General features: G+C 50.8%; 12 protein-coding genes. 11 read left to right on the top strand and 1 reads right to left on the bottom strand.

The genetic code is table 11. From position 1 onward, the window contains the following. Nucleotides 1–150: 150 nt before the first annotated feature. Together MHI42_RS16635 and pcp are read left to right on the top strand one after the other, a co-directional pair. Nucleotides 151–3513 carry a HEAT repeat domain-containing protein gene (locus MHI42_RS16635; protein ID WP_342424499.1) on the top strand — a complete coding sequence of 1121 codons (3363 nt, stop codon included), beginning with the start codon at nucleotides 151–153 and terminating at the stop codon, nucleotides 3511–3513. A 102-nt stretch (nucleotides 3514–3615) separates the two neighbouring features. Continuing rightward, nucleotides 3616–4227, top strand: a complete 612-nt coding sequence (gene pcp, locus MHI42_RS16630; RefSeq protein ID WP_342424498.1) for a pyroglutamyl-peptidase I — start codon at nucleotides 3616–3618, stop codon at nucleotides 4225–4227. Here pcp and MHI42_RS16625 read toward each other — a convergent pair. Further along, on the bottom strand, nucleotides 4196–4627 hold the full coding sequence (locus MHI42_RS16625; protein WP_342424497.1) for a GNAT family N-acetyltransferase: 432 nt from the start codon (nucleotides 4625–4627) through the stop codon (nucleotides 4196–4198). The two genes, pcp and MHI42_RS16625, sit on opposite strands and share 32 nt — an antisense overlap. A gap of 698 nt (nucleotides 4628–5325) precedes the next feature. Here MHI42_RS16625 and MHI42_RS16620 point away from each other — a divergent pair. The 9 genes from MHI42_RS16620 to MHI42_RS16580 all read left to right on the top strand — a co-directional run bounded on the left by MHI42_RS16620 (nucleotide 5326) and on the right by MHI42_RS16580 (nucleotide 17071). Then, nucleotides 5326–6453, top strand: coding sequence for an ROK family transcriptional regulator (locus MHI42_RS16620; protein ID WP_342424496.1), 1128 nt, complete (start codon nucleotides 5326–5328; stop codon nucleotides 6451–6453). Nucleotides 6454–6727: 274 nt separating this feature from the next. Then, nucleotides 6728–8239 (top strand): sugar ABC transporter ATP-binding protein, encoded by a 1512-nt coding sequence (locus MHI42_RS16615; RefSeq protein WP_342424495.1) that lies wholly within the window; start codon nucleotides 6728–6730, stop codon nucleotides 8237–8239. A gap of 10 nt (nucleotides 8240–8249) precedes the next feature. Next, nucleotides 8250–9284 (top strand): ABC transporter permease, encoded by a 1035-nt coding sequence (locus MHI42_RS16610; protein WP_340990731.1) that lies wholly within the window; start codon nucleotides 8250–8252, stop codon nucleotides 9282–9284. Between the two features lie 78 nt (nucleotides 9285–9362). Beyond that, a complete protein-coding gene (locus MHI42_RS16605) occupies nucleotides 9363–10364 on the top strand; it encodes a sugar ABC transporter substrate-binding protein (protein ID WP_342424494.1) in 1002 nt (333 codons plus the stop codon). A gap of 47 nt (nucleotides 10365–10411) precedes the next feature. After that, complete coding sequence (locus MHI42_RS16600; protein ID WP_342424493.1) at nucleotides 10412–11452, top strand: NAD(P)-dependent alcohol dehydrogenase; 1041 nt, start codon at nucleotides 10412–10414, stop codon at nucleotides 11450–11452. A gap of 288 nt (nucleotides 11453–11740) precedes the next feature. Beyond that, nucleotides 11741–12376: a glycoside hydrolase family 11 protein gene (locus tag MHI42_RS16595; RefSeq protein WP_042133591.1), complete on the top strand. Its 636-nt coding sequence runs from the start codon at nucleotides 11741–11743 to the stop codon at nucleotides 12374–12376. A 215-nt stretch (nucleotides 12377–12591) separates the two neighbouring features. Next, nucleotides 12592–13431: an SUMF1/EgtB/PvdO family nonheme iron enzyme gene (locus tag MHI42_RS16590; protein ID WP_342424492.1), complete on the top strand. Its 840-nt coding sequence runs from the start codon at nucleotides 12592–12594 to the stop codon at nucleotides 13429–13431. 111 nt (nucleotides 13432–13542) lie between these two features. Further along, the gene (locus MHI42_RS16585) at nucleotides 13543–15825 is read left to right on the top strand and encodes a helix-turn-helix domain-containing protein (RefSeq protein ID WP_342424491.1); all 2283 of its coding nucleotides are present in this window, start codon (nucleotides 13543–13545) and stop codon (nucleotides 15823–15825) included. A gap of 319 nt (nucleotides 15826–16144) precedes the next feature. After that, nucleotides 16145–17071 carry an ABC transporter permease subunit gene (locus MHI42_RS16580; protein ID WP_246354464.1) on the top strand — a complete coding sequence of 309 codons (927 nt, stop codon included), beginning with the start codon at nucleotides 16145–16147 and terminating at the stop codon, nucleotides 17069–17071. The last annotated feature ends 12 nt before the right edge of the window (nucleotides 17072–17083 follow it).

Here is a 17083-nt window from a genome sequence, read left to right as displayed (position 1 = left end):
TGCCTTTTTTTTGTTAAGGAGATTATCTAAGCTGAATAAAAGAAAATAACAATAGCGCAAATATTCACCGTAGTGACAATTGAGTTTAAGTTAGTATCTTAAGTTCAGCCTATAATGAATGGAACCAGAACAGGTTAACGAGGAGGAGTTATGATTTTGAGAAGAGATCCATTGGACAAGCAGAGCTTACTTAAAGAACTGGATTCACTAGGTTACTCCGACAGAATCAGAAAAGTAACGACATTGGGCCGTGAGCACCTTGGATCAGCCCGGTACTCCGAATTACTGGCCTCATTACTGGAGGGCGGTGCGTATGAAGCGCGCCTTGCCTTAATGGGTGCCATCGCCACACTGGATGCCCCGGTTATTCTGTCTGCGCTGCGGCATCCTCTGGCAAGCATCAGGAACACGGCTGCGGGTCTGCTATCCAAAGCAGCTTCAGATGAAGAGATTGAACGTGAGCTCCCGCATTTATCACATGATTGCCGCCGCAAGCTGCTCCGCACCATTTCACAGATAGACCGTCAGGAACTGGCGGAACGCCTGTTACCTGTGGTATACGCCCGGTGGGGTGCGGAGGAGGCAGCGATTATACTGCAGGCCTGCCATGCGGCAACGGTTAGCAAGTGGCTTGCGGATATCGGTTTTGCCATCAGAGACTGGAAGAAGTTAGCCAGCCGGCATCTTGATGTAGTAGCGGAATACTTCGCAGCCACGCTGGAGAGCACCCCACTCAGGGAAAAAGGGCATGTCTGGTCGAGGTTCTCGTCTGCTATGGAGCATCTGTGCAATCATAAGGCGGATCTGATGCTTGCGTGTGCACTGAATCATGGTCCTATGGGCATTATACATCCTGCACTCAAAGAACATCTGGGCACACTTGTGCGCCAGAATCCGGATAAGGTGTTTCAGCTGCTGACACAAACGGAATTGCGGAGTGATCTGCTGTCCCATGGTGTTCCTGAGGCTGTGCTGAAAAGAAAGAAAGTTCTGTCCATAGACCAGTGGATCGGGATTGCGAAATTACTCGCAGATTACCCTATGCATGTAGCGAAGCTGCTTGAACATATGGCGCCGTCTAACCGCAAGGTGATTTTTGATGCCGTGTATGAGGAGGATAGACGCAAAGAGCGGATTTTCCCGGAAAAATTACTGTATGAATTGCCGTATGCCTTGCGTGATAAGGAGGCTGCCCGGATGCTTGGCCTTCGTGAGATCAAGGATAACCGGGACCGCACCCTCCGTATTACCGCCAGCCGCTCCATTCTTCATTCAAGAGAGCAGCTTGAGCTGGCCACACGGGTATCCAGTGCAGACGAACGTGCTACGGCGCTTATGCAGCTGATCCGAAGTACGGTTCTGTCGAGGCAGGGGATGAATGAAACCCTGGTCTATCTGGGCCGGATTAAGAATGACCAGGATCCTGTACGCAGCGCAGTGTTCAAGGAGCTGTCGGAAAGTCCTGCGTCTGTATACGAGGATGCCCATGTGCAGGCGCTTACTTTACTCGTTGATAGTGTTATCGATGCCAGAGATACCTCGCATGGTACGAAGTTCTCTGTCCAGCAGCTGGCCTTTGCTATTCTGCGGCATAACGCAGAGCAGCCTCACGGTGAGCTGTTCAAGTTTGCGCTAGATACAATCAGGAAGCTGGCCAAGCAGAACGGGCAGCTATCCCTTCCATCACTAGAGAAACTGCCCCAGGGAGTAGAAGAGATGATCTTCGACGGCATTTATGCCTTTGCTGCACAGGCCAACCGGACAGAGAACTACTATCTGGTAATGAGCCTGGCGGGTTCTTTTGGCAAAAGAGGTCACGGTATTATTAAACTTCAGAATCTGTTAAAGGAAGCCACGAGGTCCACGGCAGATGCAATAGCTATGCGTGCAACCCGGCTCTGGCTTGAGCCACATCAGACGCGTGATGCCAGAGTTAAGGAACTATTGGCTTCGGATAAATCGTATATTACGATCCATGAAGTGTTCCGGCATCTGCACTTGAAGCGCCAAGAGTGGCTCGATCCATATATTTCGGGGGCTGTGATCAAAGGCAGGTTCCTGTCAGGCAAAACGATTTATCCCGTGCCGGCGGAGAGCGGATTCTACCGGTGGCTGCCGCGTCAGCAGCAAGCTTACAGTTCCCTCTTAGCGAAAATTGCGGATGATCCTAAGCGCAGTCTGTCCGAGCGTGCAAGAGTGATCAGGATTATGGCCGGTATGCCTGATCTTGGCCCGGACAGGCTGCTTGGACTGGTACAGGATGAGGAAGTCGCTGTAGCAGAGGCGGCGCTTCATGCCCTGTCACTCCTGGAAGAGCCGGAGAAGGTGCTCCCCGTGCTGCTGGACAATCTGGATGGAGACCGGGCACGTGTAGCGATGTACTCCATACCAAGGTGCATCCGCAGAGTGAATCCGGTGTTATTGGTTACCTTGCTGAAGGAGCTGCTAAACCGGGATAAGCTGAAGATTACGGTCCGGAAAGAAGCCATCCGCTTGCTGGGCGCGTATAGAAGTGAGGACAGCCTTCCGCTGCTCCTGAACGAGCTCGGCAAGCCAAACGCCCATAAGGATGTGATCATCGCCATAGGGCATGCTGCGAAGCAGCTTTTGGATGATGAACGCAGCTGGGAGATTCTAAGGGCCATCGCTGCTTCCCCGCAGAGTGATATCGCACTAAGCTTATTATCCCAGCAGCCTAATGCTCTCCCGTTTGACTATAGACCGCGCTATCTGGCCTTAATCATTGAGATTGCCGATCATCCGGATACGTCCGTTGGCAGATACGCGTTTGCTTCAATGATTTGGTGGACTAATGGAAATGAAGATGTGATTGCTGCTGCCGCTGCTCAGGCGATTACGGACCTGGAAGACAGCACGAGATGGGAGGCTGCGGTGAATACGCTGATCGAAACCTGCCGCGACGGCAAGGTCAACGAGGCTGTAATTGGTGTTTGCCGGAAGCTCGCCGGTACAGGGATAAGCGGGGATTGGAATGCAGCTGCGGGAAGAGATTTGCCTCACCGGCAGCGCCTCCAGAAATTAATCAACCAGCTGACCTCGTTGCCGAAGAATACACGTATCCATCTTATCCCTTTGTACCTGGGACTGATCGATTGTCACGCAGCCGATGAGACTTTACAGCAGCTTGTGATGAAGTTGTATATCGCAGCCATGGACTGGAATAACGTGGAGGAATCCGCCGCGTATCTGAACCGGATGATTGATGGCATGTCCGATCAGCCGCAGCTGTTAAGCGAGGCGTACAGCCAGATCGCCCATAGCATACAAGACAGCACAGGGTACTGGAATCCCGAGATTCTGCTCGAAATTGTGGATGTGTTAGGGGCTGAGCAGCGTTACGAATCCCCGTATATGGGACTTTCATTGCTGGAAGTAGCAGGACAGGCTCTACATTGGAGCCCGGAACCGGCAGAGCGTTTGCGGTCGTTCAGAAATCATACGAACCTTGCGGTCCGCTCGCGTGCGCTGAATATTTGGACAGCGAGGGAGTAGAGGTTAAGCGGACATGATCCATAGCGTTGTTCCTGATTGACAATGCGCATGTACTGGCTTTTCCGGGATAACGGGATCAGAAAGAAAGAGAGGCTACACGCTATGAAAATCCTTATAACAGGCTTCGAGCCGTTTGGCGGAGAGCTTGTTAATCCTTCGCTGGAGGCGGTACAGCGTCTGGAGAATTACATTGGCGGTGCGGAGATCGTTAAGCGGTCTTTGCCCGTGGTGTTCCAGAAGTCGGTGGAGACACTGATCAGCTATATGGAGGCCGAAAAGCCGGATGCAGTGGTCTGTATCGGACAGGCGGGCGGGGTGAGCGGCATTACGGTGGAACGGATTGCAGTTAATCTGATGGATGCTCCCATTGCCGATAACGAGGGCTGCCAGCCGGAGGATGTGCCGGTCTGCGCGGACGGACCGAATGCCTATTTTTCCAGCCTGCCTGTCAAAAGAATTGTTCAGAGAATCAAAGACAACGGCCTGCCGGCCTTCCTCTCGAACAGCGCTGGAACTTATGTCTGCAACAACACGATGTACGGTCTGCTCCATCACATTGAACAGCATTATCCGGCTATGCGCGGCGGCTTCATCCATGTGCCCTATATCCCTGAGCAAGTACTCGATAAGCCGGGTAAGGCCAGTATGGCGCTGGGTGATATCGTTAAGGCTACCCGGATTGCTATATCTGTGATAGCTTCATATGCAGAATAGGCCAGGGCTGGCCTTGTTCATCCCGTTCAGACCGGTCATAGACCTGGAATCCCAGATGCTCGTAGAATCCGAGAGCCTGGGGATTTTGCTCATTCACATCCACGTAAAGTACGTTTAGAGTGTGCAGGGCATAAGTGACTAGCTGCTTACCAATGCCTTGTCCTCTGACGGCGGGGTCTACGAACAGCATTTCAATCTTCTGCTCCTGAACATGCTCCTGACCGGTACAGGCAAGCAAATGGGAGACATGTGCGATACCTTGATGAACCAAGGGACGTAATCCTTCAATATCCTGTTCTGTTAGGAAAAAATGTGTGGCACGGACCGCTGATTCCCAAATGTCCAGCAGCTCTTGTGATATATTCTGATCTCTGTCAGTAATTTTTTGTATCCGGTTCATAGGCTCCTCCTGGCAATTTTGCTATGATTATAGCATACGACAAGGAATGAATTCTGAGGCTGATTTCATATATAACTGAATCGAGATGAAGCGGCTTGAAACCAACGGTTAACCTGATTAAGTTCGGCGGAATCACATTCATTTTTTCCGGCAGTCTCTTTTTTGCCCAGTATCTGTTTATGATGCCTATGCCTGCTCCCCCGCTGCCGGATGCTGAGCTGTTGTCCTGGCTGCATTCAGGCTCAACCGTTCGCTGTCACTCCTACCCTACTGAATCCTGCACGAAATACAACATATCTCTATTAATATCAGTCCTATTTGGGAATTGTTGTATAAAAGGCAGGATTTCGCCTTCCAACAGGCGGTTAGCAGGACAATTCTTGTAATTCATACAACAATTCTGCCGAGGCGTCTATTATTTAGGGGGCAGAGTTGTAATACGTACAACATTAGGATGTTAGTGCGGGTGAACGTAAGAGTCCAGCTAGTCTAGGGGCCGTAATTCGGACAAAACAACACAATCCGGGGTGCAAGTGTGAAAAGACTAATGACGGGGAAATAAATACTTGATACAATGACCGTATATTAGTGAAAATATTCACAATTAGAACATACATATGATTGCAAAAACGGGTGTGATTGTATATTATATTTATATACATTATTAAAGTACATTTGTAAAAGTCGGAGGCTATATAATGGCGACACATCGCTTGAACAGTATGGAAGTTAAAAAGATGAACCGGAACGCCATTTACCGATATCTGTATCACCGTGAATCTACTTCTATTCAAGAGATTGCGCAGGCGCTCAATCTGAGCCTGCCTACAGTTACCCAGAACCTTAAAGAGCTGCAGGAAAGAGAGCTGATCGAGGAGACCGGGCTGTTCGAATCCACCGGCGGCCGCAAAGCCAAGTCGATGGCCTGCAACAGTGTGGCGAGATATGCCATCGGGCTGGATGTGACCCTGAATCATGTGGGGATAGTCATCATTGATCTAAGCGGCAGAATCGTTAAGAATGTCAGAAACCACTTCCCCTTCGCGAACAGCGAGGTCTATTTCCAGGGGGTGGGCAAGCTGGTGGAGGATTTTGTGGAAGATTGTCAGCTTGAGCGCGGCCGGATTCTGGGCGTGGGGATTGCGCTGCCCGCGATTCTGTCCGATGACCGCCAGACGGTGAGCTATGCCACGGTAATTGATTTCAAAGGCGGAAGTGTCCGGCGGTTCGCCGAATTCATCCCTTATCCCTGTGTGCTCAGCAATGATGCGAACGCGGCCGGCTTCACCGAATTGTGGGGGGAGCAAGACATTCACAATGTAGTCTATTTATCCCTCAACAACAGCGTGGGCGGTTCAATTATAGTTAGTAACCAGATCTATGCCGGTCAGAACCACCGCGGCGGAGAGTTCGGACACATGACGATTATGCCTGAGGGCCGTACCTGCTATTGCGGGCAGAAGGGCTGTGTGGATGCCTATTGCTCAGCTAGAATTCTATCGGACAGCACCGGGGGCAGTATTTCTGAATTTTTCCGGCTGCTTCGCGAGGGGAATGAGCCGCAAAAGGCCATCTGGCAGGAGTACCTTGGCTACCTGGTGATTACAATTAACAACCTGCGGATGCTGTACGATTGCGATGTAATCCTCGGCGGTTATGCCGGAGCGTATATGGAGGAATATATTGATGATCTCCAGGCGCTCGCGGCCCGGAAGAACACCTTCGAGCAGGACGGCACCTACCTCCGGGTCTGCAAATACAAGCTGGAGGCTACCGCCGTGGGAGCTGCGCTGGAGCTGGTAACGGAGTTTATTGACAGCATCTAGATATAACCTTTAAACAAAAGAATATCCTATTCTTCTCCCGCTCCTCCGGAAGAGGGACGGTGCTGCATTTGCGGCTCCGCCTTCTTCCGGAGGCTTTTTTTGTATGTCCGCCTGTATACAGAAAGCTGCAGGTTGAATGCGTTTTCATCACGTTTTAAGTTTTTGTTGACTTCAATACAAAACTGGCTATAATCTTATTTAGAAGGTTTTATAAAAGTACTTTAGTAACAATTGGGGCAGGCGGGAAATCAGTTTATCATTTGGGGGGAAAGGAATGGAAGAGAGCATTAAACTCAGGGTGTCACAGATCGAGAAGTCCTTTCCGGGGGTCAAGGCATTAGACAAGATTGATTTCAAGGTGAGAAAAGGTTCGGTGCATGTCCTGTGCGGCGAGAACGGTGCAGGTAAATCAACCCTCATGAAGATCATCAACGGCATTCACCAGCCGGATGGCGGGCAGATCTTCATAGACGAGAAGCCTGTCAGAATCAGCAACCCGATTCAGGCACGGAGCCTGGGGATTTCGATGATATTCCAGGAGCTGAATTATGTGCCGGAAATGACCGTGGAAGAGAATATCTTCCTCGGGAATCTGCCGGCGAACCGGTTCGGCAAGGTGGACTGGAAGCAGGTCAGAGCGCGTACCAAGGAGCTGCTGCGTGCAGAGAATCTGCCGTATTCCCCGACTACCCTGCTCAAGGATCTGACGGTGTCCGATATTCAGATGCTGGAAATTATGAAAGCGATTTCGTACAAGTCAGATATCATCATCATGGATGAGCCTACCTCTGCGATTACCCACGAGGAAGTAGATAAGCTGTTCGTGAAGATCAGGGAGCTGCAGGCCCGGGGCGTTAGCATTATCTATATTTCGCATAAGCTGGACGAGATTTTTCAGATCGCCGATGAGATTACCGTATTCCGGGACGGAACGGTAGTGGAGAGCCATCCCAAGGAGAAGCTGGATATTGAGACGGTGATCTCGCTGATGGTCGGCCGCAAGCTTACCAATACCTACCCGAAAGAAGAGGTAGAGATTGGCGACACCTTGCTGAAGGTAGAGAATCTGAGCGGTCACGGCGGTTATGAGAATGTAAGCTTCCATGCACGCAAGGGGGAAATGGTCGGCTTCGCCGGCCTGATCGGGGCAGGGAGAACCGAGGTGATGCGTTCGCTCTTCGGGCTTGATCCCATCGCCTCCGGGCAGGTGTACATCAAGGGCCGCGAGGTCACGATCAAGAACGTGGAGCAGAGCATCAGGCAGGGTATGGTCATGCTCTCCGAGGACAGACGCAGATACGGGATCATTCCTATGCGGTCGGTGAAGGAGAATACGACCCTGTCTTCCCTGAAGAGCGTGTTCTACCGCTTCCGGCATCATGCCAAGGCCGAGCAGGATATCGTGTCGGAGATGTTCCAGAAGATGCGGGTGAAGACACCCTCGATGGATACAGTCATCGCCTCGCTGAGCGGGGGCAACCAGCAGAAGGTGGTGCTGGCCAAATGGATGATTCTGGGTCCCGATATTCTGATCCTGGATGAGCCTACCCGGGGCATTGACGTTGGCGCCAAATACGAAATCTATAAGCTGATGACCGATCTGGTCAAGGAGGGCAAGGTCGTCATTATGGTCTCCTCCGAGCTGCCCGAGCTGCTGGGGATGTGCGACCGGATATACGTGATGGCCAAGGGCACAATTACCGGGGAGATCAGCCGGGAGGATTTCACCCAGGAGCAGATTATGAAGTACGCCACCGGAACGATTACATCAAATGAGGTGAACTGAATTGAAAGAGATGAATTGGAGCCAATTCTGGAGCACATTTAAAAAGACGTACAGCATCTATCTGGTGCTGCTGGCATTATTTATTGTCTGTTCTTTTGCCAACCCGAACTTTCTGTCCATTAATAACCTGACCAACATCTCCACCCAGCTGGCGGTAACTACCATCCTGGCGTTTGGCCAGACCCTGCTGATTATCAGCGGGATGCTGGATTTATCGCAGGGGTCTGTGCTGGCCCTTTCCGGAGTGTTTGCTGTATCCGCTTACAAATCTACAGGTTCCTTTACAGCCGCTATTGTAGTCGGCATCGTGACCGGCGTGGTGTGCAATATTGTCAATGCCGTGATGGTCAGCACCTTCAAGACGCCGCCCTTCATTGCGACACTGGCCATGCTGACGATGGCGCGCGGGGTAGCCCTCCTCTTCACCAAAGGACAGAACATCCTGCAGCTGGGGGATTTCACCGTCCTCGGCCAAGGCTCCATCGGCTTCATTCCTATCCCCGTGCTGTTTCTGATTGCCTTTGCCCTTATCACCTGGTACATCTTGCGGCATACCAGGTTCGGACGCTCGCTGTTTGCAGTAGGCGGAAATGAAGAAGCGGCTACCGCTTCAGGCATCAACGTATCCAAGGTCAAATACACGGCTTTCATCATTAACGGTATCTTCGTAGGGGTTGCCGGAATTCTCTTCATGTCCCGGGTGAATGCCGGGCTTCCCAACGGTGCAATCAACTATGAATTCACGGCGCTGACGGCGGCGATCATCGGGGGCACCAGCTTCTCCGGCGGGATCGGCTCGGCGGGCGGCACCCTGGCTGGCGCCTTCATTGTAGGCTTCCTGGATAACATCATGAACCTGACCAATGTCGACTCTTACATGCAGCAGATTATCCGCGGGGCCATTATTGCGCTGGCGGTAATCTACGATATCCGGTCCAAGAACCGCAGAACCAAGAACACACTTGGCAGAATTGAAGACAAGAACGGCAGGAACGGCAAGAGCAGCGGACGCAAGAGGGAGCAGAGTCCGGGAATCGCCAAGTGACCCGGTACAGGTAAGAGGATGTCCAGGCAACCGGATTAAACAGCCGCGCTGTTTAAAATAAATAAAAGGGGAAAAACAATGAGAAAAACATGGATCACCTTAGTTTCAATGCTGTTGGTACTGGGACTGCTAGCAGGCTGTGGCAACTCGAATACGGCAAGCTCATCCGATTCAGGAGCGCAAGGAAGTAACAGCGGTGAGAAAGTATATAAGGTTGCCTATATCGCACGTGCACAGTCAGACTCCTTTGCCGCCTGGCTTGCCAACGCCGTGAAGGAAGAAGCCAAGAAATATCCGAACATCAAGCTGGAGGTCTTCGACGGGCAGGCCAGTGACGATAAAGAGAATTCCATGATCGAGAATGCCATCACCAACAAGTTCGACCTCGTCATTGTGCAGCCTAATAACGGTGAGGCGCAAAGACCTTACGTAGAGAAGGTGATCAAAGCCGGTATTTATGCCATCACCACTAATGCACGCATCTCCGGCATTGAAGGAGCTTCAACCGTGGATGCCGATCCTTACGAGCAGGCCGGAGTCAATGCCCGCGCAGCACTGGATCAGATTCCGCAGAATGCCAAGGTAGTCGTATTGAACGGTCCGTCCGGGAACTTCCACGCTGACAAGCGCAGAGAGAGCTGGCAGAAGGAATTCTTCGACAAACGTCCGGATGTGCAGATCGTCGGCGAACAGATCGCCAACTGGAACAAGGACGAGGCGATGAAATATATGGAGGACTGGGTTCAGGCCAACGATACCATTGATGCTGTTGTTTCTATGAACGACAATATGGCGGCAGGCGCGATTGAAGCGGTTAAGGATAATGCCAAGTTCAGCAGCATGCTGGCTTATGGTGTGGATGGAACGGCAGAGGCGTTTCAGCTGATTAAGCAGGGTAAGATGACCTCCACTTGTCTGCAGAATGCCTTTGAGCTGGCAGAGAAGCTGCTCGATACCAGTAACAAGCTGCTGACCGGTGCGGAGAAACAGATCGACACCGATATCGGCAACCCGCTGATTGCCAAGGATAACGTGGACGAGTATATCGAGCTGCTGGAGAAGGCGGAAGCCCTGAAGTAATTCAGGCTTTTATACAGAACGCTATAGCCCCTGAGGAGGAGAAACTTATGAAGAACAGAGCCTTTTATATGACAGAGCTGAAGAAGCTGGAAATGAATGAAATTGACATGCCGGTGGCCAAAGAGGGCGAGGTTGTCGTAAAGCTGGAATATGTCGGAATTTGCGGCTCGGATGTGCATTATCTGGAGTATGGCCGGATCGGCGACTTCGTGGTCGACGGAGATTTCATCCTCGGGCATGAATGTGCCGGAGAAGTGGTGGAGCTTGGCCCCGGGGTGAAGCATCTTAAGGTGGGTGACCGGGTTGCGCTGGAGCCTGGAGTCACCTGCGGCCAGTGCGAATTCTGCAAGAGCGGCAAGTACAATCTCTGCCCGGATGTGCAGTTCCTGGCCACTCCGCCCTACCATGGCTGTCTAATGGACTATATGGCATTTCCGGAGAACATGGCCTTCAAGCTGCCGGACAACGTATCTTCGGAAGAAGGGGCATTGGTGGAACCGCTGGCGGTGGGACTGCATGCTGCGGCGCAAGGCGGAATTAAGCTGGGGGACCGGGTTGTGATCCTGGGAGCAGGCTGCATCGGGCTTGTCACACTGCTGGCCTGCAAGGCTTATGGAGCAACAGATATTGTGGTCGTAGACATCATTGAGAAGCGGCTGCAGGCAGCGAAGAAGCTGGGAGCGTCCCGGGTAATCAACGCCAAGCAGGAGAATGTTCTGGATGTAATCGCTGCACTGACAGACGGTCAGGGCGTGGATAAGGTCATTGAAACGGCGGGAAGCGAGCATACCGTGAAGCAGACGCCTTATCTGGTCAAAAGAGGCGGAACGATTGTGCTCGTCGGACTCGCAGCCAAGGATATCATCGACTTCGACTTTATGCAGATTATGTTCAAAGAAGCCGACATCAAATCGGTATTCCGTTACCGCAACCTGTATCCTGCCGCCATTGGAGCGATTGCCGACGGTAAAATTGACGTCAAGGGTATCGTGACCCATGAATTTAACTTCGAGGATACCCAGAAAGCTTTTGATTTCGTCATCAATAACAAGGAGGATGTGGTGAAGGCCGTAATCAAGATGGGCTGACACAATCCATAAGATTACTGATGCAGAGCCGTCCTTTAATGGGGCGGCTTTTTTAATTGATAAGTTATGCCGTCTCGCCTCCATAAGACCTATAAAAATTGGGATTAAACCTTTAATTTACAGAGAGAAATGTAAACGCTTACCTTATATAATTTACTCGTGAAGGAGGACAAGTAAATATCTGGGAGATAACTCAGGATAAGTTAGATTCTGTGGACAGAAGCTACGGGCAAGTGAGGGCGGGGAAGAAAGGCTGTACACAACAAATTATTCTTAGGAGGTAATTCAATGTTTAAGCTAAACAAGAAAATTCTAACGGTATTCATGGCAGCCACAATGAGCTTCAGCGCGTTTGCAGCGACCTCAAGTGCAGCAACAGATTATTGGCAGAACTGGACTGATGGCGGGGGTACAGTCAATGCTACGAACGGAACAGGCGGGAATTACAGTGTAAACTGGTCCAATACCGGCAATTTCGTGGTCGGTAAAGGCTGGAATGTTGGATCGCCAACACGAACAATCAACTACAATGCAGGCGTCTGGGCGCCGTCCGGCAACGGGTATTTGACCCTGTACGGCTGGACAAGAAATTCACTCATCGAATATTACGTTGTTGACAGCTGGGGGACTTATAGACCTACCGGAACGTATAAAGGCACTGTGACCAGTGACGGGGGCACCTATGATATCTATACCACCATGCGCTACGACGCGCCTTCCATTGATGGAAATGCCACATTCCCTCAATACTGGAGTGTAAGACAGTCGAAGAGAGCAACGGGAAGCAATTCTGCTATCACTTTCAGTAACCATGTTAACGCATGGAAGAGCAAAGGGATGAATCTGGGAAGCAGCTGGTCCTATCAGGTGCTTGCAACAGAAGGCTATCAGAGCAGCGGCAGCTCTAACGTAACGGTGTGGTAACAGGCGGCTGACAGGCACTAACCGGGTTCCGGCTATGCAGAAAGACGGCTGATATTTGATAGGACTGAGGCCTGCCGGTCACACAGCCGGCGGCCTTAATAAGCCAGCTATATAGGCTGGACTCCACATGAAATCTCTATGACTACTGTGCTTCCTATATAGAGGCTTATCAGCAGGTCCGTACCTTTCCCAATCGGTTCAAAGGAGATATATCCATGCGAAAACTATTGATTGTCATTTTAATAGCATTAACAGGTATTGCCGCTGCCTGCTCGCAGGAGAAGCCTGCCAGGGAAGAGCGTCTTGTATGGGTCGGGGGCGGTGCCTTTGTAGACACAAAATCCAATTATTACGGAACAGATGTGACCCTCCCTGATTTTTATATCAGTAAATATGAGGTGACTCAACAAGAATGGCTGGAGGTGATGGGGGATAACCCTTCCCAGTTTCAGGGGGATAATCTGCCCGTAGAGAGTGTAACCTGGTATGATGCTGTGGAGTACTGCAATCAACGGAGTATGAAGGAGGGCTTGAAGCCCTATTACAATATAGACAAGAATACTGTTGATCCGAATAATACAAGCGACAGAGATTTCATGAAGTGGACCGTAACGGTCAATGCAGGAGTGAACGGCTACCGTTTGCCGACTGAAGCGGAGTGGGAATATGCAGCAGGCGGAGGACAGATGAGCAAGAGCAGCAGCTATAGCGGAAGCAGCAAGGCTGATGAGGTAGCCTGGTATTGGAGGAATTCAGGGGATCAATTCTTAACCGGGGATTGGAACTGGCCGGCGATCGAGAATAACCATAACCAGACGAAAATTAGCGGCCTCAAGAAACCCAATGAGCTGGGGCTTTACGATATGTCAGGTAACGTAAGGGAATGGTGCTGGAACTGGTACGAAGGCCCGGACAGCAGCAGCGGCTCCCTCAGACTGGTGAAGGGCGGCGGTTGGATCGGCGGCGTTAACAATACAGAGGTATCGTTTCGGGGCAAGTTTGAGGGGAGCAGCAGGGGAAATGACCAGGGTTTTCGTGTGATCCGCAGTGAGTAAATAGCCAAACCTGCTTAAACTGTACATCAGATTTCAAATTGTACATATGAAGCTTACCCCAATTTCATTTATGATTGAAATGTACAAAAAAGGGAATTAGGGGGATTGCAATTGAATTTGGAAAGGGGTCACTTCACACAAAGTGTAGTTTTCCGGTTAATTGTCTCGTATGCGGTGATTCTGTGCATACCTGTCATTCTTAGTGTGATCATCTATGGTCAGACGAGAGAAATTGTGAAAAATGAGATTAAGCTGGCAAGCAGAGCGATGCTCCAGCAGGTAAGATATATTGTGGACGGGGAGCTGCTGCAGACAGAGAGCCTTGCTACGCAGCTGGCCGTTCATTCCGAAGTGAAAGGCTTTCTGTCTTCATCCACACCTGATAACGCTTACAAGATATACGGGCTGAAGCAGGAGCTGGGCAAAATGTTATCTGCCAACAATTTCATTAAGGAGATTAACTTATATTCGAAACCGCTGCAGTCGGTGCTTTCCAGTGAGACCTATATAGAAGAACAATCTTTTTATGAGATGAAGCTTCAGACGGATACGTTCGCTTACGATGATTGGCAGCAGCTTATGGGCCAGCATCATTCGGGTGAATACGTGCTGCTTCCGCTCAAGAATCCGGATAAAAAAGTTGCGTATACCCCGTTCTATATCCGTTCGTTGCCGATTCAGGCGACTGCCGAACTAACAGGCGCACTCATCATACCGCTTAATGTGGAGAAGATGATGACGATGCTTGCAAATATCGACTGGGTAGAGCGGGGCCGGGTATTTATTATGGACACGAATGGCCAGATTATGATTCAGAATGCTGGAGATACGCTGATCGAACCTTCGGCTTATCAGGAATGGAATGACCGCGGCACCGGCACCTTTACGAGTACCTTTCAGGGAGTTAAATCGATGATCACCATCGAGTCGTCTGATACGACAGGCTGGAAGTATATCAGCGTGTTTCCGACCGATGTCTTCTGGGAGCATATCGGGGGAATGCGGACGATGAACATGTACGGATTATTGCTGTGCTTTGCGGTAGGCAGTGCGGTTATCTATTATTTCGCCCGCAAAAACTATGATCCGATCAAAGAGCTGGTCGGCGTATTCACCCGCAATCCGGCGCAGGGCACCGGTGAATATCTGGATGAATATACGTTCATCCGCAGGAATGTTCTGGAGACGATCAGGGAACGGGATGATACGAACAATAAGCATGATCAACAGCTGCGCGTGCTGCAGAATTACTATTTAGGGAGGCTCCTGAAGGGTCAGGCCGACCGTAACGTCCCATTCACGGAGCTGGCGAAGATGTATAAGCTGAATTGGACGACTGATCATTTCGCAGTGCTGCTGTTCTATATCGATAGCGATGACGATGGGATACAGGATCTCGCGTTATCCCAATTTATTGTATCCAATATTGTTGCCGACCTGGTCAGCAATCATTGGACGATCAATTTCACAGATATGGACGGCATGCTGGCGGCGGTCGTGAACGTAGCTCCGGAGCGTGCAGAGCACTGGAAGGATGATATCGAGGATGATCTGGCCCAAGCCTACGAATTCATTACTCTCCGGTACAAGCTCCGCTTCACCACAGTGGGCAGTGAGCTGCAGACAGGTCTGAACGGCGTGAATCTCGCGTTCCTTCAAGCCCTGGAAGCCCAGGAATACCGCAGCGTGCTCGGTGATGAGATGCTGATCTGGTACGGAAGCATCAAGCCAAGCGCCGGCAGTTATTTCTTCACGGTGAATGACCAGATGATGCTGATCAACTTCCTGAAGGCCGATGAATTCGATAAGGCCAACGAGATGATTAATAGTATCTTACAGCAAGCGTTCCAAAGAGAGAGGTCGCATGAAATCTCGAAATGCATCCTGCTTGATGTAGCGGCTACGATGATTAAAGCCATTCCTGATCAAGAGCAGACCAGCATTGCCTGGGATGAATGGCGGCCGCTCAAGCGGCTGCTGTCCTGCACCACGAAGCCCGAATTCGAGCAGGAGCTGCTCGATATCTTTGAGCGGGTATGCACGGTGCTCCGCAGTAAGCCTAATCTGCAGACGAGTGCCGGTATCGGCGAGAAGGTTACAGCGTTCGTGCAGGAGAACTACAGCGACAAGAACCTGAGTGTATCACAGATCGGCGATCATTTCGGATTGACGCCGCAGTATGTATCCCGGTTGTTCCGCGAACAGACAGGGCAGGTCGGACTGCGTGATTATATCAGCCAGAGCCGGGTTGAAGCAGCCAAGGTTCTGCTGCTCGAAGGGGCCAGTATCGACGATACCGCCGAGAAGGTTGGATTCGCCAGCAGCCATGCGTTTATCCGGGTATTTAAGAAGTATGAAGGGATTACGCCGGGGAAATACAAGGCGATCCAGTGAAACAGGATAGTGAAGCAGATGGACAGATGATCTCCGGTTGCCGGAGGTCATCTTTTTTGGTTTCCAGAGCGGAAATACGCGAAACCGTCTATCCGTTTCAAGATGTCAACCGCCATTTGCAGGTTAACGTACATCATTTCCGGTATTGAACATTGATGAGCCGCCGGGTTAGCAAGTACATTGATGGAGCAGAAAGCGATTACATCCGGACGGCCGCGAACCCGCCCGCAAGCGTCAGGCTGCCGTCCCTGCTAGAGTGAATTATTCGTGAGGAAGTGATGATGACATGGCAGTTCCTGCTAAAGCTAAGACTGCAGGCATGATTCCACGCAAGAAGGCGGACAGAATTCCCTTATGGAAGCATGTTAAACAAGAATGGAAGCTATATTCGTTTCTGGTCATCCCGGTAATCTACTTCATTATTTTCAAGTATGCGCCGATGCTGGGGAACATTATTGCTTTCCGGAAGTACAGAGGCGGGCCTAATATCCTGGGTACGGAATGGGTCGGGTTTACGTACTTCGAGATGTTTATGAAGGATCCGACATTTTGGCGGGCTTTTTTCAATGATCTTACCTTAAGTGTCAGTTATCTCCTGGTGAAATTCCCTGTTACTTTGTCATTTGCGCTCCTGCTTAACGAAATACGGAGGATCAAATGGAAGAAATTCGTCCAGACGGTATCCTATCTTCCGCATTTCATCTCCATGGTTATCGTCGCAGGGATGATTAAAGAGGTGGTTTCTTTAACGGGCCCCCTGAATAGCGTTCTGACGTCCTTTGGACTGGAGACAATCTCCTTCATCTCCCTGCCGCAGTGGTTTCCGGTGATCTATGTTACCTCCGGCGTCTGGCAGAGCCTGGGCTGGGGAACGATTCTCTATCTGGCCGCGATGACCGGCATCGATCCATCATTGTATGAGGCAGCGAAGATTGATGGCGCTAACCGCTTCAAGCTGGCGAAGCATGTGACCATTCCCGGCATTCTGCCGACGATTATGGTGCTCCTGATTCTGGATATCGGCAGCATCCTGGGCTCCAATTTCGAGAAAATCCTGCTGCTGTACAATCCGCTTACCTACGAAACCGCTGATGTTATCTCTACCTATGTGTACCGGATGGGGATCACCGGAGGGAACTTCAGCTATGCGACAGCGGTAGGCTTGTTCGAAGGGATTATTGGACTGATCCTGGTGACGATTGCCAATACCGTATCCAAAAAAACTACGAAATCAAGCCTGTGGTAGAAAGGAGCCGAA

It is taken from the genome of Paenibacillus sp. FSL E2-0178 (genome assembly GCF_038593005.1).
Taxonomy (GTDB): domain Bacteria; phylum Bacillota; class Bacilli; order Paenibacillales; family Paenibacillaceae; genus Paenibacillus_AQ; species Paenibacillus_AQ phytohabitans.
The sequence above is the reverse complement of the archived record's forward strand: the minus strand, read 5'-3'. Positions and strand labels throughout refer to the sequence as shown.

What these genes read in the sequence shown, in the direction of transcription:
- MHI42_RS16635 (WP_342424499.1), top strand. Translation starts at nt 151, where the DNA reads ATGATTTTGAGAAGAGATCCATTGGACAAGCAGAGCTTACTTAAAGAA.
- pcp (WP_342424498.1), top strand. Translation starts at nt 3,616, where the DNA reads ATGAAAATCCTTATAACAGGCTTCGAGCCGTTTGGCGGAGAGCTTGTT.
- MHI42_RS16625 (WP_342424497.1), bottom strand. Translation starts at nt 4,627, where the DNA reads ATGAACCGGATACAAAAAATTACTGACAGAGATCAGAATATATCACAA.
- MHI42_RS16620 (WP_342424496.1), top strand. Translation starts at nt 5,326, where the DNA reads ATGGCGACACATCGCTTGAACAGTATGGAAGTTAAAAAGATGAACCGG.
- MHI42_RS16615 (WP_342424495.1), top strand. Translation starts at nt 6,728, where the DNA reads ATGGAAGAGAGCATTAAACTCAGGGTGTCACAGATCGAGAAGTCCTTT.
- MHI42_RS16610 (WP_340990731.1), top strand. Translation starts at nt 8,250, where the DNA reads ATGAATTGGAGCCAATTCTGGAGCACATTTAAAAAGACGTACAGCATC.
- MHI42_RS16605 (WP_342424494.1), top strand. Translation starts at nt 9,363, where the DNA reads ATGAGAAAAACATGGATCACCTTAGTTTCAATGCTGTTGGTACTGGGA.
- MHI42_RS16600 (WP_342424493.1), top strand. Translation starts at nt 10,412, where the DNA reads ATGAAGAACAGAGCCTTTTATATGACAGAGCTGAAGAAGCTGGAAATG.
- MHI42_RS16595 (WP_042133591.1), top strand. Translation starts at nt 11,741, where the DNA reads ATGTTTAAGCTAAACAAGAAAATTCTAACGGTATTCATGGCAGCCACA.
- MHI42_RS16590 (WP_342424492.1), top strand. Translation starts at nt 12,592, where the DNA reads ATGCGAAAACTATTGATTGTCATTTTAATAGCATTAACAGGTATTGCC.
- MHI42_RS16580 (WP_246354464.1), top strand. Translation starts at nt 16,145, where the DNA reads ATGATTCCACGCAAGAAGGCGGACAGAATTCCCTTATGGAAGCATGTT.